The organism is Pseudomonas sp. FEMGT703P (assembly GCF_002786345.1).
GTDB lineage: Bacteria > Pseudomonadota > Gammaproteobacteria > Pseudomonadales > Pseudomonadaceae > Aquipseudomonas > Aquipseudomonas peli.
Genome location: NZ_PGCM01000006.1, coordinates 343801 through 364173 on the forward strand (window position 1 = coordinate 343801; position 20373 = coordinate 364173).

The 20373-nt window shown below is 60.5% G+C and carries 21 protein-coding genes and 3 tRNA genes; 14 read left to right on the forward strand and 10 right to left on the reverse strand.

All coding sequences use genetic code 11. The annotated features are described in order from the left end of the window. Nucleotides 1-2: 2 nt before the first annotated feature. The 4 genes from CUR33_RS11725 (at nt 3) to CUR33_RS11740 (ending at nt 2982) form a co-directional block, all read left to right on the forward strand. Nucleotides 3-803, forward strand: a complete 801-nt coding sequence (locus CUR33_RS11725) for a DUF1365 domain-containing protein (protein ID WP_289239772.1) — start codon at nt 3-5, stop codon at nt 801-803. Next, entirely contained in the window at nt 790-2064 is a 1275-nt protein-coding gene (locus CUR33_RS11730) for an SAM-dependent methyltransferase (protein WP_289239742.1), read from the forward strand. Before CUR33_RS11725 ends, CUR33_RS11730 begins: the two co-directional genes overlap by 14 nt. Continuing rightward, a complete protein-coding gene (locus CUR33_RS11735) occupies nt 2057-2584 on the forward strand; it encodes a DUF2878 domain-containing protein (RefSeq protein WP_090251463.1) in 528 nt (175 codons plus the stop codon). The genes CUR33_RS11730 and CUR33_RS11735 overlap by 8 nt, the downstream gene beginning before the upstream one ends. Nucleotides 2585-2670: 86 nt before the next feature. Then, nucleotides 2671-2982 carry a YkgJ family cysteine cluster protein gene (locus CUR33_RS11740; protein ID WP_289239743.1) on the forward strand — a complete coding sequence of 104 codons (312 nt, stop codon included), beginning with the start codon at nt 2671-2673 and terminating at the stop codon, nt 2980-2982. A gap of 141 nt (nt 2983-3123) precedes the next feature. On the opposite strand, the gene CUR33_RS11745 is transcribed toward CUR33_RS11740, so the two are convergent. The 6 genes from CUR33_RS11745 to hemA form a co-directional block, all read right to left on the reverse strand. Then, nucleotides 3124-3639, reverse strand: coding sequence for an acyloxyacyl hydrolase (locus tag CUR33_RS11745; RefSeq protein ID WP_282876548.1), 516 nt, complete (start codon nt 3637-3639; stop codon nt 3124-3126). Nucleotides 3640-3728: 89 nt separating this feature from the next. After that, nucleotides 3729-4526, reverse strand: a complete 798-nt coding sequence (murI, locus tag CUR33_RS11750; RefSeq protein WP_289239744.1) for a glutamate racemase — start codon at nt 4524-4526, stop codon at nt 3729-3731. Continuing rightward, nucleotides 4519-5277 (reverse strand): molybdopterin-synthase adenylyltransferase MoeB, encoded by a 759-nt coding sequence (locus CUR33_RS11755; protein ID WP_289239773.1) that lies wholly within the window; start codon nt 5275-5277, stop codon nt 4519-4521. Before CUR33_RS11755 ends, murI begins: the two co-directional genes overlap by 8 nt. A 19-nt stretch (nt 5278-5296) precedes the next feature. Beyond that, nucleotides 5297-6130, reverse strand: coding sequence for a peptide chain release factor N(5)-glutamine methyltransferase (prmC, locus tag CUR33_RS11760; protein ID WP_289239745.1), 834 nt, complete (start codon nt 6128-6130; stop codon nt 5297-5299). A gap of 103 nt (nt 6131-6233) precedes the next feature. Continuing rightward, nucleotides 6234-7316: a peptide chain release factor 1 gene (gene prfA, locus CUR33_RS11765; protein ID WP_167145670.1), complete on the reverse strand. Its 1083-nt coding sequence runs from the start codon at nt 7314-7316 to the stop codon at nt 6234-6236. Between the two features lie 9 nt (nt 7317-7325). Beyond that, nucleotides 7326-8621, reverse strand: coding sequence for a glutamyl-tRNA reductase (gene hemA, locus CUR33_RS11770; RefSeq protein ID WP_090251448.1), 1296 nt, complete (start codon nt 8619-8621; stop codon nt 7326-7328). Between the two features lie 183 nt (nt 8622-8804). Here hemA and CUR33_RS11775 point away from each other — a divergent pair, with 183 nt between their 5' ends. The 10 genes from CUR33_RS11775 (at nt 8805) to CUR33_RS11820 (ending at nt 15921) form a co-directional block, all read left to right on the forward strand. Next, the gene (locus CUR33_RS11775) at nt 8805-10535 is read left to right on the forward strand and encodes a tetratricopeptide repeat protein (protein ID WP_289239746.1); all 1731 of its coding nucleotides are present in this window, start codon (nt 8805-8807) and stop codon (nt 10533-10535) included. Further along, the gene (gene lolB / locus CUR33_RS11780; protein WP_289239747.1) at nt 10535-11152 is read left to right on the forward strand and encodes a lipoprotein insertase outer membrane protein LolB; all 618 of its coding nucleotides are present in this window, start codon (nt 10535-10537) and stop codon (nt 11150-11152) included. Before CUR33_RS11775 ends, lolB begins: the two co-directional genes overlap by 1 nt. Beyond that, a complete protein-coding gene (ispE, locus tag CUR33_RS11785; protein WP_289239748.1) occupies nt 11149-12024 on the forward strand; it encodes a 4-(cytidine 5'-diphospho)-2-C-methyl-D-erythritol kinase in 876 nt (291 codons plus the stop codon). The genes lolB and ispE overlap by 4 nt, the downstream gene beginning before the upstream one ends. Nucleotides 12025-12067: 43 nt before the next feature. After that, nucleotides 12068-12142: transfer RNA gene (locus CUR33_RS11790), tRNA-Gln, on the forward strand. 52 nt (nt 12143-12194) lie between these two features. Beyond that, nucleotides 12195-12269 (forward strand) — tRNA-Gln (locus tag CUR33_RS11795). Nucleotides 12270-12314: 45 nt separating this feature from the next. Continuing rightward, complete coding sequence (locus tag CUR33_RS11800) at nt 12315-13256, forward strand: ribose-phosphate pyrophosphokinase (protein WP_090251437.1); 942 nt, start codon at nt 12315-12317, stop codon at nt 13254-13256. Nucleotides 13257-13370: 114 nt separating this feature from the next. Beyond that, nucleotides 13371-13973, forward strand: coding sequence for a 50S ribosomal protein L25/general stress protein Ctc (locus CUR33_RS11805; protein ID WP_090251434.1), 603 nt, complete (start codon nt 13371-13373; stop codon nt 13971-13973). 69 nt (nt 13974-14042) lie between these two features. After that, entirely contained in the window at nt 14043-14633 is a 591-nt protein-coding gene (pth, locus tag CUR33_RS11810) for an aminoacyl-tRNA hydrolase (RefSeq protein ID WP_289239749.1), read from the forward strand. 33 nt (nt 14634-14666) lie between these two features. Beyond that, a complete protein-coding gene (ychF, locus tag CUR33_RS11815; RefSeq protein ID WP_090251429.1) occupies nt 14667-15767 on the forward strand; it encodes a redox-regulated ATPase YchF in 1101 nt (366 codons plus the stop codon). A 77-nt stretch (nt 15768-15844) separates the two neighbouring features. Then, nucleotides 15845-15921, forward strand: a tRNA-Met gene (locus CUR33_RS11820). Nucleotides 15922-16177: 256 nt separating this feature from the next. On the opposite strand, the gene CUR33_RS11825 is transcribed toward CUR33_RS11820, so the two are convergent. From CUR33_RS11825 to rimI, 4 genes are all read right to left on the reverse strand, one after another. Then, nucleotides 16178-17086 carry a DMT family transporter gene (locus CUR33_RS11825; protein ID WP_289239750.1) on the reverse strand — a complete coding sequence of 303 codons (909 nt, stop codon included), beginning with the start codon at nt 17084-17086 and terminating at the stop codon, nt 16178-16180. Between the two features lie 3 nt (nt 17087-17089). Further along, nucleotides 17090-17734: a carbonate dehydratase gene (gene can, locus CUR33_RS11830; RefSeq protein WP_160088338.1), complete on the reverse strand. Its 645-nt coding sequence runs from the start codon at nt 17732-17734 to the stop codon at nt 17090-17092. Between the two features lie 101 nt (nt 17735-17835). Continuing rightward, nucleotides 17836-19746, reverse strand: coding sequence for a bifunctional metallophosphatase/5'-nucleotidase (locus tag CUR33_RS11835; protein WP_289239751.1), 1911 nt, complete (start codon nt 19744-19746; stop codon nt 17836-17838). Between the two features lie 128 nt (nt 19747-19874). Continuing rightward, complete coding sequence (rimI, locus tag CUR33_RS11840) at nt 19875-20327, reverse strand: ribosomal protein S18-alanine N-acetyltransferase (protein ID WP_289239752.1); 453 nt, start codon at nt 20325-20327, stop codon at nt 19875-19877. Between the last annotated feature and the right edge of the window lie 46 nt (nt 20328-20373).

Below are 20373 nucleotides of genomic sequence, written 5' to 3' on the forward strand. Positions count from 1 at the left end.
TACTGAACAGCGCCCTGTACAGCGGCTGGGTGCAGCACCGGCGCTTTGCCCCGCGGCTGCATAACTTCCGCTATCGCATGGGCCTGCTCTACCTCGATCTGAGTGAGCAGGAGGCTGTGCTTGCGCTGTCGCCCTGGGCCGGGCGTGGCCGCTTTGCGCCCTTTGCCTTTCGCGAAACCGACTACTTGCCGCAGTTCACCGGTGCTGGTATCCGCCTGGTCGATGCCGTGCGCCAACGCGTCACTGAAGCGCTGGGCCGCACGCCCCTGGGCCGCATTTGCCTGCTAACCCAGCCGCGCAGTTGGGGGTTGAGTTTCAACCCGGCGAGTTTTTTCTACTGCCATGAAGCAGATGGCCGCCTGGCAGCGATTGTCTGCGAAGTGAGCAATACGCCTTTCCGTGAGCGTTATCACTACGTGCTGCCGGCCGAGGGTGAGGGGCACCTGCATGTTGCTGTGGCCAAGGCGTTTCACGTCTCGCCTTTTCTGCCGCGAGAGCTGGAATACCGCATGAGTTTCAGCCCGGCCGGTGAGCGTCTGGGCATTCACATGGCCGACTGGCAAGGCGAGGAAAAACTCTTCGACGCCAGCCTCAGCCTGCAACGCACTGAACTCAACCGCGCCAGCCTGCACCGTTATTTGCTGCACTTTCCCTGGATGACTGGCAAGACCGTGGCCGCCATTTACTGGCAAGCCCTGCGTCTGCTGCTCAAACGTATTCCCCTGTTCACCCACCGGGCCGCTGAAGGTGATTTCCGCGTCGCCCGCCCCGCATCAAAGGACGCCCTCCATGAAAAGCTCTAGCCTGACCTCCGCCAAACATGTGGTGCGTGCCGGCAGCGGCATTGGTGCCAGCTTGCTGCGCCGTGCGGTACTGCGCCAGCTGAAACAACTGCGCCATGGCCAGCTGGTGATCGTTGAAGGTGATGAACGCATGGCGTTCGGCGATGCCCATTCCAGCCTCAGTGCCGAGATCCAGGTGCAGGATGGTGCGGTCTGGGGGTTGGTGGCCGGCAATGGCTCGATCGGCTCGGGTGAAGCCTATATCCACGGTTACTGGACCACTCCGGACCTGACCGCGGTGATCCGCGTATTCGTCAGCAATCTCGACGTCCTCGACGCCATGGAAAGCGGCCTGGCTCAGCTGGGTCGTCCGCTGATCCAGGGCCTGCACTGGCTTAATCGCAATACCCGCAAGGGCTCGCGCAAGAACATCTCGGCGCATTACGACCTCGGCAATGATCTGTTTGAACAGTTCCTCGATCCGACCATGATGTATTCGGCGGCCATGTTTCGCAGCGCCGATGACAGCCTTGAGCAAGCGCAACTTAACAAGCTGGAGCGCATCTGCCAGAAGCTTGCCCTCAAGCCCAGCGACCACCTGCTGGAAATCGGCACGGGCTGGGGCAGCATGGCGATCTACGCCGCGACCCATTACGGCTGTAAGGTGACCACCACCACCTTATCGCGTGAGCAGTACGCCTACACCGAACGACGCATTCAGGAGCAAGGCCTGCAAGGGCAGATCACCCTGCTGCTGGAGGACTACCGCGACCTGAGCGGGCAGTTCGATAAGCTGGTATCGATCGAGATGATCGAGGCCGTTGGCCATCGTTTCCTGCCCACCTACTTCCAGCAATGCGCCAACCTGCTCAAGCCCGACGGCCTGATGCTGCTGCAGGCCATCACCATCCGTGACCAGCGCTATGAACAGGCGAAAAACGCGGTGGACTTCATTCAACGCTACATCTTCCCCGGTGGTGCCTTGCCGTCGGTGAATAAAATGCTGGAAATCATCAGCGCCAAAACCGACATGAACCTGCACCACATGGAAGATTTCGGCCTGCACTATGCGCGCACCCTGCGCATCTGGCACGACAACCTGCGCCAGGCACGGCACAAGCTGGAGCAGCAGGGTTATGACGACTACTTCTTCCGCCTCTGGGAGTTCTACCTGTGCTACTGCGAGGGCGGCTTTATCGAGCGCACCATCGGCACCGCGCAGCTGTTGCTGGCCAAGCCGGCGGCACGTCCAGCTCCGCTACTGGGAAACTTCAATGCCTAAATTGATCGTCAACACCCTGCTATTTCAGCTTGGCTGGTTTGCCTGCGTCTTCGGCGGCGACAGCCTGTGGCTGCTGAGTGTGGCAGCGATGCTGGCGGTGCACCTGCTTTGGACCAGCAGCTGGGCGGCAGAAGGCAAGCTGCTGATCACGGTGTTTCTCGCTGGCAGCGCGCTGGACAGCTTCCTGCTCAACCTCGGCGTGTTCGATTTCGGCGAGCCCCGCACATTGATCCCGCTGTGGCTGGCCAGCCTGTGGCTGCTGATGGCCACCACGCTCAACCACTGCCTGGCCTGGACCGCGCAACCCTGGTGGCGCGGCAGCCTGCTCGGCGCGATTGGCGCACCGCTGTCCTATTACGGCGGCGCGCAGATCGCCGGCGTCGGCCTGCCCTACGGCACCTGGCAAAGCCTGCTGCTGATCGGCGCCATCTGGGCCGTGGTGATGCCCGTGCTGCATGGCTTCGCCAAGCTTTATCGCAGCCAGTACGAGCAACGCTTGCGCACACGCCAGTCGGCGTAGCCGGCAAGCGCCACATAACGCCGATGGACAACGCCCTACGTCGGCCTTAAGCGCCGGCGTAATGCTGATGGCGTACACTGCGCGGCATGAGTCAACACATCCCCCATACCCAACTCGCGAACGAACCCGCAGTCAGCTGCAGCAACTGCGCGGCCTGCTGCTGTCAGCTGGAAGTCATGCTGATCACCGACACCGGCGTGCCGCCCCGCTATATCGATACCGATGACTGGGGCGGCGAAGTCATGCTGCGCCTGGACGACGGCTGGTGCGCCGCGCTGGACCGCGACAGCATGCGCTGCACCATTTACGAAGTGCGCCCACTGATCTGCCGCGAATTCGAAACCGCCTCCCCCGAATGCCTGGACGAGCGCAAGGGCATGAACAGCATCTACCGCTGAGTGCGCGGTTTACTGCAGGCACAAAATATCGTCAGGAACGTTTTTAACGTCGCACAGCGATGGCCCCGAAGGGTTGGCCGCCCTGGACGGCAGGCCAGAAAAAAGCCGGATAACAATCCGGCTTTTTAACAGCTCAAACCGCTAGAAACTCATGCGGTAATGCAGGCTATAGCTCTCAACGCCGTCGTTAGGTTGTTTAAGCCCGGCGTTGGAGTAATGGAGGGCGCGCACGCCGACTTCCTGCCCGGCGAAACGTACGCCGAAACCGATGCGGTCTTCAAACTGGAAAGACGAGCCCAGGTCGTTGTCTTCCAGCTCGGTGCTGCTGAACGCGGCAATGCCGATACCGGCTTCGATATAGGGTTTGACGCGCTCGCCAGCAAACTCGTAGACGAACACCGGGCTGAGCGAGAGGCTGTGGTTGCTAGAGGTTTCGTCACCGTCCCAGTAGGTGTACGCAGCATCCCAATAGCCAGTCAAGCGACCGACATCACTGACAAACCAGCTCTGGTTGAAATCGAACTGGGTGCCCAGGCGGTAAGTCATGGTCGAGTCGCCCGTCTGGCCGACCGCCACACTTAGATCCATCGCCTGCACTGCACTGACTTGCCCCCAAGCCAAGGCTGCCAACGCAGCCAGAGTCATGACTTTTCTCATGGTAATAATCCTTATCCACCCAAGTAGAAGCTTGCTGACGCTGCTTGAGAGTATAGAAATCTTTAGCTACAGAGAAAGCCGACTTATGGCTAAACCGTGCCCGGCAGGTCGCTGACCAGCGCCGCATCGCCCCACAGCAGCGGCAACACACGCTGCATGGCCGCTGGATCACCACTCGACCAGAACTGCGCAGGCTGCGCCGGACCGCTGGCGAGCAGACCATGGCTGGTCAGCAGGCGCTGGACTTGCCGCGCCACCGCCGCGCCCGTGTCGATCAGGCTGATCGAGTCCGGCACCAGGCTGCGCAGCAGCGGTTTGATAAAGGGGTAATGGGTACAACCGAGAATCAGCGTGTCGCAGCCCTCGGCCAATAGCGGTGCGACAAAGCCCTGGAGCAATTCGCGGGTAGCGGCGCTGTCCAGCTCCCCTGCCTCGATGCGCTCGACCAGCCCGGGACAAGGCTGAGTAATTACCCGCACATCGCTGGCAAAACGGTCGAGCAAGGCGGCGAATTTGGCGCTTTTCAGCGTGCCGGTGGTGGCCAGTACGCCGACTACACCACTCTGCGTGGCGGCGGCCGCAGGCTTGACCGCCGGCTCCATACCCACCAACGGCAGCTGCGGATACAGCTCACGCAACTCGGCCACTCCCGCCACCGTGGCGGTGTTACAGGCCAGCACCAGCGCCTTGGCGCCCCGGGCCAAAAGAAACTCAGCCAATACCCGGCAGCGCTCGCGAATAAATTCCGGGCTCTTCTCGCCGTAGGGTACATGGCCGCTGTCGGCCACATAGAGCAGCGACTCATTCGGCAGCAACGCGCGAATCTCGCGCAGCACCGACAAGCCGCCGACGCCGGAGTCGAACACACCAATCGGCGCGTTACTCACCGCTGGCCACTCCACACACGCTGCAACCCGGATCGCGTTTGACCCGCAGCTCACGGAAACGGCTGCCGAGCGCATCGATCAACAGCAGGCGCCCTACCAGCGGCTCGCCAAATTGTGCCAGCAGCTTCAAGGCTTCCAGCGCCTGCAAACTACCGACCAGGCCCACCAATGGGCCGACCACGCCGGCTTCACTGCAGGTCAACTCGGCCTCGCTGCCGTGACCGTAGATGCAGTGGTAGCAGGGACTGTCATCGCGCCGTGGATCGAACACCGAGAGCTGGCCTTCCAGGCGAATCGCCGCACCACTGACCAGCGGCACCTTGGCCGTCACACACGCGGCGTTGACCGCTTCGCGGGTGCTGAAGTTGTCCGAGCAATCCAGCACCAGATCGACTGCCGCCACCGCTGCGGCAAGGGAATCTCTGTCCAGGCCCTGCCGATGGGCTTGCAGGCGCAGCTGTGGATTGATCGCCAGCAGGCGCTTGCTCGCCGAGTCGACCTTGCTTTGGCCGATGCTCGCTGTGTCGTGGGCGATCTGCCGCTGCAGGTTGGTCAGGTCGACCGTATCAAAGTCCGCCAGATGCAACTCACCGACCCCAGCGGCGGCCAGGTACAGCGCCACCGGCGAACCCAGGCCGCCGAGACCGATAATCAGCGCACGGCTGTTTTTCAGGCGCAGCTGCCCGGCGATATCGAACTGTTGCAGGAGGATCTGCCGGCTGTAGCGCAGCAGCTCCTCGTCATTCAGCATGTCCTGCGCACTCATGGCGTCACTCATTTTCGAAACGTCCCAGACTGATGCGCTCATGGCCGCCCAGGTCACGCCGGCTTTCCACCGCGCTAAACCCGCGCGCGCTGAGCAGCTCGCGCACTGCCGCCGCCTGATCGAAGCCATGCTCCAGCAGCAACCAGCCACGGGCTTGAAGATAGTCCGGTGCCTGCTGGATGATCAGACGAATATCGTCCAGCCCATCCGCGCCCGCCACCAAGGCGCTGCTCGGCTCGAAGCGCACATCGCCTTCGGCCAGGTGGCGATCATCGGCGGCGATATACGGCGGGTTGCTGACAATCAGCTGATAACGCTGGCCAGCAAGGGCGCTAAACCAGTGGCTTTCAATAAAGCTGGCATTGTTCAGATTGAGTCGCAGGCGGTTGCGCTCAGCCAGGGCCACCGCCTCCACCACACGATCCACACCGGTTAGTCGCCAGGCTGGGCGCTCGCTGGCCAGGGCCAGAGCAATAGCGCCAGTGCCGGTGCCTAGATCGAGCAGCGCGGCAGGCGTGGCTGGCAGCAGCGCCAGAACGGTCTCCACCAGCAGTTCGGTATCCGGCCGTGGGATCAGGGTATGCGAGGCAACCTCCAGCTCCAGGCTCCAGAAGCCCTGCTGGCCGAGGATATAGGCCACCGGCTCGCCGGCCTGACGCCGAACGATTGCGGCCTGATAACACTCAAGCTGCTCGGTCTCAAGTTCGCGCTCCGGCCAGGTATGCAGATAGCTGCGCGACTTGCCTAGGGCGTGGGCGAGCAATAGCTCGGCGTCCAGCCGTGGGGTGGGCGAGTCGGGTAGTTCGACGTGGTTGAGCAGGGATTCGATAGTTGCCATGAGGTCGCGTTTTGTAGGAGCCAGCTTGCTGGCGATCAACGAGCGAAAAACATCGCGAGCAAGCTCGCTCCTACTAGGGCATTACCCGTAGGCCGGATGCGCATTAATCGCCCAGCGCAGCCAACTGATCGGCCTGATATTCGACCAGCAGCGGCTCGATAATCGCTTCGACGCCGCCGGCAATCACTTCGTTCAGCGAATACAGGGTCAGGTTGATACGGTGATCGGTGACTCGACCCTGAGGAAAGTTGTAGGTGCGAATGCGCTCGGAACGGTCACCGGAGCCCACCAGCAACTTGCGCGAATCGGAAATTTCCTTGTGCGCGGCGGCTTCCTGCTGGTCTTTCAGTTTCGCCGCGAGCCAGGCCATGGCCTTGGCGCGGTTCTTGTGTTGCGAACGCTCTTCCTGGCACTCGACTACCGTCCCAGTGGGAATATGGGTGATACGAATCGCCGAGTCGGTGGTGTTGACGTGCTGACCACCGGCACCGGAGGAGCGGTAGGTGTCCACACGTAGATCGGCTGGGTTGATGTCGATGGCCATCTGCTCATCCGGCTCGGGGAGCACGGCGACGGTACAGGCCGAGGTGTGGATACGGCCTTGGGATTCTGTTTCCGGCACGCGCTGCACGCGGTGCGCACCGGACTCGAATTTGAGTTTTCCGTAAACGTTGTCGCCCTCGACCCGGGCTATCACTTCCTTATAACCGCCATGCTCACCTTCGCTGGCCGACAGCACTTCCACACGCCAGCCCTGCTTCTCGGCATAACGCGAGTACATACGGAACAGGTCGCCGGAGAAGATCGCCGCCTCGTCGCCACCGGTACCGGCGCGCACTTCGAGGAACACGTTACGGCCGTCATTCGGGTCTTTCGGCAGCAGCATGCGCTGCAGCGTAGCTTCCAGCTCGATCAGTTGCTCCTTGGCCTCGGCGACTTCCTCTTCGGCCATCTCGCGCATGTCCGGGTCGCTGTCTTTCAACAGTGCCTGGGCGCCTTCGAGGTCGGACTGGACTTTACGGAACGCACTGAATGCCTGGTACACCGGCTCAAGTTCGGCGTATTCCTTGGAATAGGCGCGAAACTGCGGCTGGTTGCTAATCACTTCGGCATCGCCGAGCAACGCGGTCAGCTCTTCGAAACGATCCTGCAACAGGTCGAGTTTATTGATCAGTGACGCTTTCATTGCAGACCTTTATTTATTAGCCGAACTGCTATGGGTAGATGCAGGCGGCGCGCCCTCGTCGAGGGCAAACAGTTCTTGGGCCACGCCCAGCGCATCGACGCGGCCGTCAGCAGAGAATTTTTTCAGCTGCACACTGGGCGCATGCAGCAGCTTGTTAGTCAGACCGCGGGCCAGCAGCGCCAGTACATCCTCGGCCGAACTGCCATTGTTGAGCAGACGCAGGGCCTTGTTCAGCTCCTCATCACGCAAACGCTCAGCCTGCTGACGGTAGGCCTTAAGCACATCCACTGCCGCCAGCTCGCGCAGACGCTGCATAAAGTCGCGGGCGCCAACGCTGACCAGCTCTTCGGCGGCCTGGGCCGCGCCCTGGCGGCTCTTGAGGTTCTCCGCGATCACTTCGTGCAGGTCATCGACGGTGTAGAGGTAAACGTCGTCCAACTCGCCGACTTCCGGCTCGATATCACGCGGTACGGCGATGTCGACCATAAAGATCGGCTTGTGCTTGCGCTGCTTCAGCGCCCGCTCGACCGCGCCCTTGCCGAGAATCGGCAGCTGGCTGGCAGTGGAGCTGATCACGATATCGCTGTTGACCAGCTCATCAGGGATTTCCGAAAGCAGCACGGCATGCGCGCCAAATTGTTCGGCCAGGCTGCTGGCGCGTTCCAGGGTGCGATTGGCGACGACGATGCGCTTGATGCCTTGATCGTGTAGATGGCGGGCGACCAGGCTGATGGTTTCACCGGCGCCGATCAGCAGCGCCTGGCTGCGGTGCAGGTCAGCGAAAATCTGCTTGGCCAGGCTGACGGCGGCAAAAGCCACGGATACCGGGTTTTCGCCAATCGCGGTATCCGTACGCACGGTCTTGGCGGTGCTGAAGGTGGCCTGAAACAAGCGCCCGAGCAGCGGGCCGAGGGTGCCGGCTTCCCGGGCCACAGCAAATGCCGACTTCATCTGGCCGAGAATCTGCGGCTCGCCAAGCACCATGGAGTCCAGCCCCGAGGCCACGCGCATCATATGACGCACGGCTTCATCATCGGCATGGATATAGGCGCAGGCACGCAGTTCTTCGAGGCTCAAGCGATGGTAGTTGGCCAACCAGGCCAGCACTTCGTCAGCGCTCAGCTCATCCTGCTCGAGATACAGCTCACTGCGATTGCAGGTCGAAAGAATCGCCGCCTCCCGGCTGCTGGTGCGCTGACAGAGCTGCTGCAACGCCTCAACCAACTGCTCAGGAGTGAAAGCCACGCGTTCGCGGACGTCCACCGAGGCGGTTTTGTGGTTGATACCGAGGGCAATAAAGGCCATGCACGTCGCTGACAGGGAGTGGGAGCCGGCAATTGTCCTACTTCGGCAAAGCGAGAACAACCACTGCGGCCGATTGTCCCAATAGCCAGGTTTATCTCTTAATCCGCATCATTGCAGCCCATGGGCTTGCCCCAGCGCTTGTGTCATGATGCCCAAACCGCAGGTTGGCCACATACTCTTCCTATGAATAGATCCTTCGCGTTGCTGACTGCCGCTGCCTTTTTAAGTGGCTGCCAGACCTTTGCTCCCTCTGCCCCGGATGGTACGCCACCGGTGGAAGAGCCCGCTGTTGTTGCCGCAGAAACGCAGCCGCAGGTTTACCGCAACTTCAGCCAGGAAACCCTGCTGTCGCTGCTGGTCGCGGAACTGGCAGGACAGCGCAACCGCTTCGACATTGCCCTGGAAAACTATGTAGAGCAGGCCAATGCCACTCAGGATGCGGGTGTCGCCGAGCGTGGCTTTCGCATAGCCGAGTACCTGGGGGCCGAGCAGCCCGCGCTGGAAACCAGCCTGCTGTGGGCCAAGACCGCACCCGAGAATATCGACGCGCAGCGCGCCGCCGCCGTGCAACTGGCACGTGCCGGCCGCTATGACGAATCCATGACTTTTATGGAGCAGGTGCTGCAGCGTCAGGGCGATACGCATTTTGACTTCCTGGCGCTGTCCGCAGCTGAAACTGACCCGGACACCCGCGCCGGCCTGCTGCAAAGCTTCAACCGCCTGCAGGCAAAGTATCCGGACAACAGCCAGCTGCAATTTGGCAAAGCCCTGCTGCTGCAACAGAATGGCCAGCCGCAGGAGGCCCTGGAGCTACTGGAGCAGCAACCCAGCAAAGACCGCCCCATCGCCTCAATCCTGTTGCATGCCCGCCTGCTGCAAAGCCTTGAGCGCAACGATGAAGCCCTGCCGCTGCTGGAAAAAGGCATCGAGCAATACCCGGACGACAAACGCCTGCGCCTGACCTACGCACGCCTGCTGGTGGCTGAAGACCGCCTGGATGAAGCCAAGGGCGAGTTTGCCTCACTGCTGCAACAGAACCCCGATGATGATGACCTGCGCTTTTCGCTGGCACTGGTCTGCCTGGAAGCCAAAGCCTGGAAAGAGGCCATCGTCTACCTCGAAGAACTGGTCGAACGCGGCAGCCACAGTGAAGCCGCGCATTACAACCTGGCCCGCGCCTATGAAGAACTCGATGATACCGCCAGCGCATTGATCGAGTACGCCCTGGTCGGCCCCGGCAACGACTACCTGCCGGCCCAAGCCCGGCAGAGCGAACTGCTGTTCAAGGCACAGCGCGCTGAAGAAGCCGCCGAGCGTCTACGTCAAGCTCGCGAAAGCCAGCCTGACTACGCCATCCAGCTGTACCTGATCGAAGCCGAAGCCTGGTCCAAGCAGCAGGACACCGAACGCGCCTGGCAGCTGATCCAACAAGCATTGGAACAGTTCCCCGAAGACCTCAACCTGCTCTATACCCGCGCCATGCTCGCGGAAAAGCGCGATGATCTCGCCCTGCTGGAGCGTGACCTGCGCTTTATACTCGAGCGCGAACCAGGCAACGCCATGGCACTCAATGCACTGGGCTACACCCTGGCCGACCGCACCACGCGCTACGCCGAAGCCAAACAGTTGATCGAGCAAGCGCACCAACTCAACCCTGAAGACCCTGCAGTACTCGACAGCCTCGGCTGGGTGAATTACCGCCTGGGCAATTTGGATGAAGCTGAACGCCTACTGCGCAGAGCACTGCAGGAATTTCCCGACCACGAAGTCGCCGCCCACCTGGGTGAAGTGCTGTGGGCACAAGGGAAACAGAAAGAAGCGCGCAAACTCTGGCGTGAAGCCCTGAAACAACAACCCGACAGCCCAATCCTGCGCAGCACTCTGCTGCGCCTGACCGGAGCAGAGACGCTTTGATGCTTGCGCGCCACCTGATAGTTTTCAGCCTGATTACATTACTGGCAGGCTGCGCCGGCCTGACCTCCCGCGAAGCCCTTGAAGGTCAGGGCAACGCGCAAAGCTGGCAAGCGCACAAGCAACAGATCAGCGGCCTGGATGCCTGGCAGATCAATGGCAAAGTCGGTATCCGCGCACCAAAAGACTCCGGTAGCGGCACTCTTTTCTGGCTACAACGCCAAGACTATTACGATATCCGCCTGTCCGGCCCACTGGGTCGCGGTGCCGCACGCCTGACCGGGCGCCCAGGCGCCATTCAGCTGGAAGTGGCCAACCAGGGCCGCTACCAGGCTGAGTCACCCGAACAACTGCTGCGCGACCAACTGGGCCTGAACCTGCCCGTTTCACACCTGTTCTGGTGGATTCGCGGCCTGCCTTCGCCAGACAGCAAAAGCCGCCTGAACCTCGACAGCCAAAGCCACCTGGCGCAATTGAGCCAAGACGGCTGGCATGTCGAGTACCTCAGCTATGCCGAGCAGAATGGTTTCTGGCTGCCGGAGCGCATCAAGCTCAGCGGCTTTGACCTGCAAGTCACCCTGCTAATCAAGGACTGGCAACCGCGCCAGCTCGGCCAATGACCACACCGGCAATACCCGCCGCTGCCGAACTGATTCTGCCGGCACCGGCCAAGCTAAACCTGATGCTGCATATCCTCGGCCGCCGCGCCGACGGCTATCACGAGCTGCAAACCCTGTTTCAGTTTCTCGACTTCGGTGACGAGCTGGGCTTTGCCCTGCGCCCCGACGGTGAAATTCACCTGCATACGCCCATCGACGGCGTACCCCACGACAGCAACCTGATCGTTCGTGCCGCGCGCCTACTGCAACAGCACGCAAACTGCACCCTGGGTGCCGACATCTGGCTGGACAAGCGCCTGCCCATGGGCGGCGGCATTGGCGGCGGCAGTTCGGATGCTGCGACTACCCTACTCGGCCTCAACCATCTGTGGCAGCTGAACTATAGCGAAGATCAACTGGCTTCCCTGGGCCTCAGCCTGGGCGCAGACGTACCGGTATTCGTGCGCGGTCACGCGGCATTTGCCGAAGGCGTCGGTGAAAAGCTGCAACCGGTAACCCTGAGCGAACCCTGGTTTCTTGTCGCCATTCCGCAAGTACTTGTCAGCACAGCGGAAATTTTCTCCGACCCTGAGTTGACACGGGATACGCCGCCCATTAAAGTTCGCAGCCTTCTTGAGGGGGGTGGTCGTAATGACTGCCAGCCGGTTGTCACGAAGCGTTATTCAGAAGTTCGTAACGCTCTGATCTTGTTGAACAAATTTGTTCCAACTAGATTAACCGGCACTGGAGCTTGTGTGTTTGGGAGCTTCCCAAACCAGGACGATGCTGATAAAGTCGCCCGCCAACTTCCAGCCACATTGCCAAGTTTCATTGCCCAAGGCCGTAACATTTCGATGTTGCACCGCAAGCTCGAAACATTGGTCAGGAAGTGAATGTTCGCTCTTAGTAATTAAGAGCACAGAGTTGTACGGTAATAGGGGCGTCGCCAAGCGGTAAGGCACCAGGTTTTGATCCTGGCATGCGTTGGTTCGAATCCAGCCGCCCCTGCCATTTCCGCCCTGGAGCGGATACACAACTCAAAGCATTCGGTTACACAGGATACAGGGGCGTCGCCAAGCGGTAAGGCACCAGGTTTTGATCCTGGCATGCGTTGGTTCGAATCCAGCCGCCCCTGCCATTTCTGTACTCATCCAGGTATACCCCCAGCCGGCAGGTACTGCGCGTGTCCAAGATGATGGTTTTTACGGGGAACGCTAACCCCGATCTGGCGCGACGTATCGTACGTCAGCTGCACATTCCCCTCGGTGATGCTTCTGTCGGTAAGTTTTCCGACGGCGAGATCATGATTGAAATCAACGAAAACGTCCGCGGTAAAGACGTCTTCCTGATTCAACCGACGTGCGCGCCAACCAACGATAACCTGATGGAACTGGTAGTGATGGCCGACGCCTTCCGCCGCTCATCAGCGACCCGAATTACTGCAGTTATCCCCTACTTCGGCTATGCCCGCCAGGATCGCCGCCCGCGTTCCGCTCGCGTGGCAATCAGCGCCAAAGTTGTGGCTGACATGCTCACCGTTGTAGGGATCGACCGGGTTTTGACCGTCGACCTGCACGCGGACCAGATCCAGGGTTTCTTCGATATCCCAGTAGATAACATCTACGGCTCCCCAGTACTGGTGGACGACATCGAAGACCAGCGCTTTGAAAACCTGATGATTGTCTCCCCAGACATCGGCGGCGTAGTGCGTGCACGCGCTGTAGCCAAGTCCCTGGGTGTAGACCTGGCAATCATCGACAAGCGCCGCGAAAAAGCCAACCACTCCGAAGTGATGCACATCATCGGTGACGTTGAAGGCCGTACCTGCATTCTGGTCGACGACATGGTGGATACCGCTGGCACGCTGTGCCACGCCGCCAAAGCGCTGAAAGAACACGGCGCCTCGAAAGTCTTCGCTTACGCCACACACGCTGTACTGTCTGGCCGCGCAATCGAAAATATTGAGAAATCCGTACTCGACGAGCTGGTGGTGACTAACACCATCCCGCTGTCTGCCGCTGCGCAATCCTGCTCGCGTATTCGCCAGCTGGACATCGCCCCGGTAGTCGCTGAAGCGGTTCGCCGCATAAGCAATGAAGAATCGATCAGCGCGATGTTCCGTTAATTCGGTATACGCCCTGAGCGCAAACGCCCTGCCCTGACGGCAAGGCTTTTCAACCAACCGTCCCGTCGCTGGTCGCAAGCGTAACGGACGGTTTGGTTATTTTGGAGAAGTGAAATGACTGAATTTGCCCTGAATGCCGAAGTGCGTTCCGACCTGGGGAAAGGTGCGAGCCGCCGCCTGCGTCGTAACGTTGCCATGGTTCCTGCCGTAATTTACGGTGGCGAAAAAGCTCCACAATCGATCAGCCTGCTGGCCAAAGAACTGGCCAAACTGCTGGAAAACGAAGCAGCCTACAGCCACGTGCTGAGCCTGAACGTAGCCGGCAGCAACGAAAGCGTGATCATCAAAGCTCTGCAGCGCCATCCAGCCAAAGGCTATGTGCTGCACGCTGACTTCGTTCGCGTAGTCGCTGGCCAGAAACTGACCGCTATCGTTCCCCTGCACTTCATCAACCAAGAAACTTCGGTTGGCGTTAAGCAGCAAGGCGGCGAAGTCTCCCACGTCCTGGCTGAAGTAGAAGTTTCCTGCCTGCCGAAAGACCTGCCTGAATTCATCGAAGTCGACATGGCTGCCGTTGAAGTGGGTCAGATCGTTCACCTGGCCGACCTGAAACTGCCGAAAGGCGTTGAGCTGGTTGCACTGGCTCACGGTAACGACCTGGCAGTGGCTAACATCCACGCCTCCCGCGTTGCTAAAGACGAAGGCGCTGCCGAGTAATCCTCGCAGTGTCGGAAACCAGCTCGGTATGCGATTCTGCCGAGCTATTTCCACAAAAGGGCTCCTGACATGACTGCCGTACAACTGATCGTTGGCCTGGGTAACCCCGGCCCTGAATACGACCAGACTCGGCATAATGCAGGGGCCCTTTTCGTTGAGCGCCTGGCTGACAGCCAGCGCATCAACCTGAGCCTCGACAAAAAGTATTTTGGCCTGGTTGGCAAATTCAGCCATCAGGGCCGCGATGTTCGCCTGCTGATCCCCACCACCTTTATGAATCGCAGCGGCCAGGCCGTAGCGGCATTGGCGAATTTCTTCCGCATCCCGCCGGAAGCCATTCTGGTGGCCCACGACGAACTCGATATGCCCCCCGGCGTCGCCAAACTCAAACTGGGTGGCGGGCACGGCGGACATAACGGGCTGCGCGACATCATCGCCCAGCTCGGTAATCAGAATAATTTTTACCGCCTGCGGCTTGGCATCGGCCATCCCGGGCACAGCAGCATGGTTTCCAACTTCGTCCTCGGCCGCGCGCCACGCAGCGAACAGGAACTGCTGGACACCAGCATCGACTTTGCCCTGGGCACCCTGCCGGAAATACTCGCAGGCAACTGGAGCAAAGCCATGCACAAGCTGCACAGCCAGAAAGCCACCTCCTAACTCTTTACCGCCATTCGCGCGAGGGACAACACCATGGGATTCAACTGCGGCATCGTCGGCCTGCCCAACGTCGGCAAGTCCACCCTGTTTAACGCCCTCACCAAATCCGGTATTGCGGCCGAGAACTTTCCGTTCTGCACCATCGAGCCGAACAGCGGCATCGTGCCGATGCCTGACCCACGCCTCGCGGAGCTGGCAGCCATCGTCAATCCCAAACGCATCCTGCCCACCACCATGGAATTCGTCGATATCGCCGGCCTGGTAGAGGGCGCATCAAAGGGTGAAGGTCTGGGCAACAAATTCCTCGCCAACATCCGTGAGACCGACGCTATCGCCCACGTAGTACGCTGCTTTGAAGACGACAACGTGATTCACGTTGCTAACAGCGTAGACCCCAAGCGCGATATCGAAATCATCGACCTCGAACTGATCTTCGCCGACCTCGACAGCTGCGAAAAGCAACTGCAGAAGACCACGCGCAATGCCAAGGGCGGCGACAAAGAAGCTGTGGCACAGAAAGCCCTGCTGGAAAAGCTCATCCCCCACTTCAGCGAAGGTAAGCCAGCGCGCACCCTGATGAAGACCCTGGGTGACGACGAGAAGCAACTGGTACGTGGCTTCCACCTGCTCACCAGCAAGCCGGTGATGTACATCGCCAACGTCGCCGAAGACGGCTTTGAGAACAACCCACTGCTCGACATCGTCCAGGCCATTGCCGACGCCGAAGGCGCTCCCGTCGTGCCGGTATGCAACAAGATCGAAGCGGAAATCGCCGAGCTGGATGATGGCGAAGAAAAAGACATGTTCCTCGAAGCCCTGGGCCTCGAAGAACCCGGCCTGAACCGAGTAATCCGCGCGGGCTACGAACTGCTCAACCTGCAGACCTACTTCACCGCCGGTGTCGAAGAAGTCCGCGCCTGGACCGTCCGCGTCGGCGCCACCGCTCCGCAGGCCGCAGGCGTGATCCACACCGACTTCGAAAAAGGCTTTATCCGCGCCGAAGTCATCGCCTACAACGACTTCATCCAGTACAAGGGCGAAGCTGGCACCAAAGAAGCCGGCAAATGGCGCTTGGAAGGCAAGGATTACATCGTGAAAGACGGCGACGTCATGCATTTCCGTTTTAACGTGTAAGCGATTGATCGCGCGCAGAAATTTTCGCAGAACAGGGTTGACACCCAACCCCAAGACGCGAATAATGCGCGCCACTCGGCTACGTAGCTCAGCTGGTTAGAGCATAGCATTCATAATGCTGGGGTCCGGGGTTCAAGTCCCTGCGTAGCCACCAAACAAAACAAGGGTTTACCGAAAGGTAAGCCCTTTTTTGTTTTCAGGGGCAGACTACAAACAGACTACATTCCAACTACTCTCCCCGTCCTTGCTTGATGTTCATCTTGTTTAGAAGCGACTTACGTCTAGCGGCTCGTGTCTTGGCGCTCGGGCATCCCGACAATTAAAACGTCCAGTGTCTGTCTTTGCCCCGCAGCCACCACACCTCTAGCAACCGCGCGTATTTGCTTGCCTGAGAACCTCTACGTGATCACTCAGCGATTTTTTACGAGCACCTGTGTGCCCAGCAACAGACCTGCGAAGATCAACGCAGCACCGGTCCAGTGGTAGCTTTGCAGCCCCTCCCCTAGCAGCAGCCAGCCCAGTAGTGCAGTAAACACTGGCATCAAATAGTTGGAGAGTGCGGCCTTGGTCGCACCGAGAATGCGGATAGCGTGGTTCCAGGCGAGGTAAGCAAGCAGTGAAGCGAAGATGGCGGTGTAGCCGATGGCAGCCAGGTTGTGTGGTGTCACGCTGAAGTGTGCGCCCTGTGCCAGCTCGTAGAGATAGAACGGCAGAATCAGCGGCACGCCCAGCAGCATCAATACGCCAAGCAGGGCCAGCGGTGGGATCGGCAGCAGGTAGCTAGCCCAACGCCGCAGCAGCAATGAATAGAGCGCCCAGTCAGCCACCGCCAGCAGTATGATCAGATCGCCTTTATTGAAGGCCAGATCACTAAGGCTGGCCCAGCTGCCTTTGCTGATCAGCACCAGCAACCCGCTTGCGGCCACGGCCATGCCCCACCACGCGCGCCGATGCGGCCACTCGCCAAGCAGCAGGCCCGCGCCGATAAAGGTCATCAGTGGCAGGCAGGTGTTGACCAGGGTGATATTGATCGCAGCAGTGGTTTGCGCGGCGGCGTAGAGCAGGCTGTTGTACCCGGCGATGCCGACACCGGCGAGCACCAGCAAGCGCCAGCTGGCCGCACGCAGTGCAGCGCGGTGTTGCCACAGCGGCTTGGCCACGAAGGGCAACAGCAGCACCAGCGCCAGGCTCCAGCGCCAGAATGACAAAGCAAACGGTGGAATCTCACCGGCAAACGCTCGCGCCACCAGGGCATTGCCGGACCAACATAGCGTCGCCAGCAACAGACCGGCCAGCGCGATACGCACGGAAGACGACATACCTCAGCGCTGACCGAGCGGGCGCAGGCGGTATTGCGGCGGCAGCTGCTCCATGCCGCTGACAGTGACGTTGAGGTTCTTCCAGCGGCCGTCCTTGATGCCGTAGATGCAGCCATGCACCGCCAGCGGCTGCCCACGATGCCAGGCATTCTGCACGATGGTGGTGTGGCTGACGTTGGCCACCTGCTGGATCACGTTGAGCTCACAGAGGCGATCGACCTGCTCCTCTTCGCTGGGCAACTGCGCCAGGTGTTCGCGGTGCTCGTAGTAGAGGTCGCGAATGCTGCGCAGCCAACCGTCGATCAGGCCAAACTGGGTGTCCTGCATCGATGCGCGCACGCCGCCACAACCGTAGTGCCCGGTAACCAGGATATGTTTGACCTTGAGCACATCGACCGCGTACTGGATCACCGACAGGCAGTTGAGGTCGGTGTGTAGCACCACGTTGGCGACGTTGCGGTGCACGAACAGATCGCCAGGCAGCAGGCCGACAATCTCGTTAGCCGGCACCCGCGCATCGGAGCAGCCTATCCACAGGTACTCGGGCACCTGCTGCTGGGCCAGCTTGGCGAAGAACTCGGGATCTTCTTCCTTGATCGCTTCGGCCCAGCGCGCGTTGTTGTCGAAGAGGTGCTGTAAATCGCTCATGCGTCACTCCCGGATTCGTCGATGCGCACCATAGGAGCGCCACCGGCTTTTGACAAGCGCGAGTGGCTGCCGTCACCTTGAACAGACGGCAACGGGCTTGATCAGGCGCGACGGCGACGCAACAACCAGAGAATCAGCAACACACCTACCAACAGCACCAGGCTTACGCCCCATTGCAGCGGCCCGGCATAACGGTACAACTCGGCTGGCTGCAGACTGGGCACACGCAGCATGCGTTGCTCGGCGGCCGCGCCCTGGGTCGGGATATCAGCCAGACCATCGCCATCCAGATCCGGCAGGCTGCGAATATGGTCCAGCAGCCCCTGCCATTCTTTATATTCCTGCACGCCTGGCTGCTGCGGATCAGCATCAATGATTGCATCCTTGATCGCCGCCAGTGGCCGCCCCTCGGCATCCTTGGGCTGCACGCTGAGCAGGCCCTTGGTCAGGTCGCTGACCAGCCAGGTAAAGCTGCCGACATAGCTGGTGGCACCGATGCTGTAGAGCCGCTGATCGGCCAGGTCCAGCGCCGTGTAACCCTTGATCGGGTCGCCCAGTTCAATCCGGCTAACCCGATCAAACGGCACGCGCCAGGGGTTGTAGCTGAAGCGCAGGCCGGACACGCGCGGGTAATAGCTTTTGCTTTCGCGCACCTGATAGGCCAGCAGCAGTACTTCGAGCAGGTTCTTCAGCTCCTGGCCACTGACATACACCTTGATCAGCGGATAACCCGGCGCATCATCCAGCTCGCCAACACCCAGCGGAGCGATGCGAAACAGGTCAGACACCGCCTGCACGCCATACCGGCCCATGATCAGGTTGTCGCGAATGGTGCCGTTACCAGTAAAAGACACATCACTGCCCGTCGCCTGACGCAGCGCGTCAGTAACCAGATTGCCGAGAATCGGATCGTCATGCGCGCGGGTCAGGGTTTTGTCGACCTTGGCCAGCGGCTGGTCGAAGGTGTACCCCTTGGGCGCGAGCATCTGCGCACTGACCACCTGCTTGAAGTCCTCGACCTTGGCAGTCACCGCAGCGCTGCCGGCAATCTGGTCATTGATCGGGTGCAGCTGGTAATCGACCACCTGCGGTTTGCCGTCCGCCGGCAAACGCATACGCAATTCACCCAGGTGCTGAATCTCGGAGCCGGCCTGCATCACAGGCGTGCGCCCATTGACCAGCACAGGCTGCGCCAGAGCCGTGTGCGAGTGACCGCCAACGACGATATCGATGCCCGGCACCTGCTCGACCAGCTCGACCTCTTCACCGCGCCAGCTGCCGTCTTCCTGCTGCACCACCCCCATGTGCGAAAGCAGAATCACCACCTCGGCACCCTCCTCGCGCAGCTTGGCGACCATGGCTTGGGCAGTCGCGACCGGATCGGCAAACACCGCCGGTTTGATCATCGGGCTGACTGCCACGGCGTTGTTACCGAGCAGGCCGAACAAGCCAAAACGAATGCCGCCCTTGTCGATCAGCTTGTACGGCGTAATGCGCCCGGCCTCGTAATGGACCTGCAGGCTGTCGTCTTCCTTGCGCGCGGGGTCAAAGCCGAGGTTACTCGACAGCAGCGGCATCAGCGCATCGCCCTTGATCTTGTGCGCCGAGCTGATCATCGCGGCCAACCCGGCCGGACGAAAATCGAATTCGTGGTTGCCCAGGGTCGCTGCGTCATAGCCCAGCTCGGTCATCAGGCGCAGCTCGCCACCGGTTTCGCGGGTCACGGTGTGAAACAGCGTGCCCATGCTGAAGTCGCCCCCATCAAGCAGCAGCACTGGCTGCTCACCGGCAGCGGCACGGCGCTGCTCCAGTAAGGTGGCCAGGCGAGCGACGCCGCCGACGGTATCGTCATCGCCGGTGGTGGCGGGGGAATATTCGTTGTTCGGGCCAAAACCGAGTAGGCGTGATTGCCAATCGTTGGTGTGCAGGATGGTAAAACTGCGCTCGGCACTGGTGGCCTGAGCGGTGGCGAATAAGCAGAACACTGCAAGCAACGAAGCAGACAGGCGCATGACAGATCCTTAGGGCAATGGGCGATAAACGCGGCTGCCGGGAGTATGCGACAAGCCCAGCGCCAGGTCAGCGGCGAATAGCGCCGCTGGCGGTAGCCAATCGTGTCAGTGCACGGCCGAACAGGGAACTAGTCAAACAGCGGGCAGACCATCACCAAGGCATCCTCACGGCCGCCGACGGCTGGGTAGTAATCGCGACGCCGGCCAACCTCGTTAAAGCCATAGCGCTCATACAGGCGGTAGGCCACCTGATTACTCGCGCGCACCTCCAGAAAACAGTCATTGGCCCCCTGCTTCTTGGCCTCCTGCATCAGGTGTTCGAGCAGTTTCAAACCCAGACCACGCCCCTGGCTTTCCGCCTTGACGGTGATATTGAGCAGGTGCGCCTCGTCCATGATGATCTGGATCACGCCGTGACCGACCTGCTGTTGGCCTTCAAACATCACCCAGCAGTTGTAAGCGGTCAGGCTGTCGGTAAAGATGCCGCGCGTCCAAGGGTGGCTGAAGGCGGCATATTCGATTTTCAGCACCGCATCGATATCCGCCGCCGTCATCGGGCGGAAGCTGATTGCATCACTCATTCAGGTTGACTCGGCAAACGGTAGAAACCCAGCCAAGCGGCCGGGA

Excerpts from the sequence above, each read along its gene's own strand:
- CUR33_RS11730 (WP_289239742.1), top strand. The coding sequence starts at position 790 with ATGAAAAGCTCTAGCCTGACCTCCGCCAAACATGTGGTGCGTGCCGGC.
- CUR33_RS11735 (WP_090251463.1), top strand. The coding sequence starts at position 2,057 with ATGCCTAAATTGATCGTCAACACCCTGCTATTTCAGCTTGGCTGGTTT.
- CUR33_RS11740 (WP_289239743.1), top strand. The coding sequence starts at position 2,671 with ATGAGTCAACACATCCCCCATACCCAACTCGCGAACGAACCCGCAGTC.
- CUR33_RS11745 (WP_282876548.1), bottom strand. The coding sequence starts at position 3,639 with ATGAGAAAAGTCATGACTCTGGCTGCGTTGGCAGCCTTGGCTTGGGGG.
- CUR33_RS11755 (WP_289239773.1), bottom strand. The coding sequence starts at position 5,277 with ATGCTGAATGACGAGGAGCTGCTGCGCTACAGCCGGCAGATCCTCCTG.
- prmC (WP_289239745.1), bottom strand. The coding sequence starts at position 6,130 with ATGGCAACTATCGAATCCCTGCTCAACCACGTCGAACTACCCGACTCG.
- prfA (WP_167145670.1), bottom strand. The coding sequence starts at position 7,316 with ATGAAAGCGTCACTGATCAATAAACTCGACCTGTTGCAGGATCGTTTC.
- hemA (WP_090251448.1), bottom strand. The coding sequence starts at position 8,621 with ATGGCCTTTATTGCCCTCGGTATCAACCACAAAACCGCCTCGGTGGAC.
- CUR33_RS11775 (WP_289239746.1), top strand. The coding sequence starts at position 8,805 with ATGAATAGATCCTTCGCGTTGCTGACTGCCGCTGCCTTTTTAAGTGGC.
- lolB (WP_289239747.1), top strand. The coding sequence starts at position 10,535 with ATGCTTGCGCGCCACCTGATAGTTTTCAGCCTGATTACATTACTGGCA.
- ispE (WP_289239748.1), top strand. The coding sequence starts at position 11,149 with ATGACCACACCGGCAATACCCGCCGCTGCCGAACTGATTCTGCCGGCA.
- CUR33_RS11805 (WP_090251434.1), top strand. The coding sequence starts at position 13,371 with ATGACTGAATTTGCCCTGAATGCCGAAGTGCGTTCCGACCTGGGGAAA.
- pth (WP_289239749.1), top strand. The coding sequence starts at position 14,043 with ATGACTGCCGTACAACTGATCGTTGGCCTGGGTAACCCCGGCCCTGAA.
- ychF (WP_090251429.1), top strand. The coding sequence starts at position 14,667 with ATGGGATTCAACTGCGGCATCGTCGGCCTGCCCAACGTCGGCAAGTCC.
- CUR33_RS11825 (WP_289239750.1), bottom strand. The coding sequence starts at position 17,086 with ATGTCGTCTTCCGTGCGTATCGCGCTGGCCGGTCTGTTGCTGGCGACG.
- can (WP_160088338.1), bottom strand. The coding sequence starts at position 17,734 with ATGAGCGATTTACAGCACCTCTTCGACAACAACGCGCGCTGGGCCGAA.
- CUR33_RS11835 (WP_289239751.1), bottom strand. The coding sequence starts at position 19,746 with ATGCGCCTGTCTGCTTCGTTGCTTGCAGTGTTCTGCTTATTCGCCACC.
- rimI (WP_289239752.1), bottom strand. The coding sequence starts at position 20,327 with ATGAGTGATGCAATCAGCTTCCGCCCGATGACGGCGGCGGATATCGAT.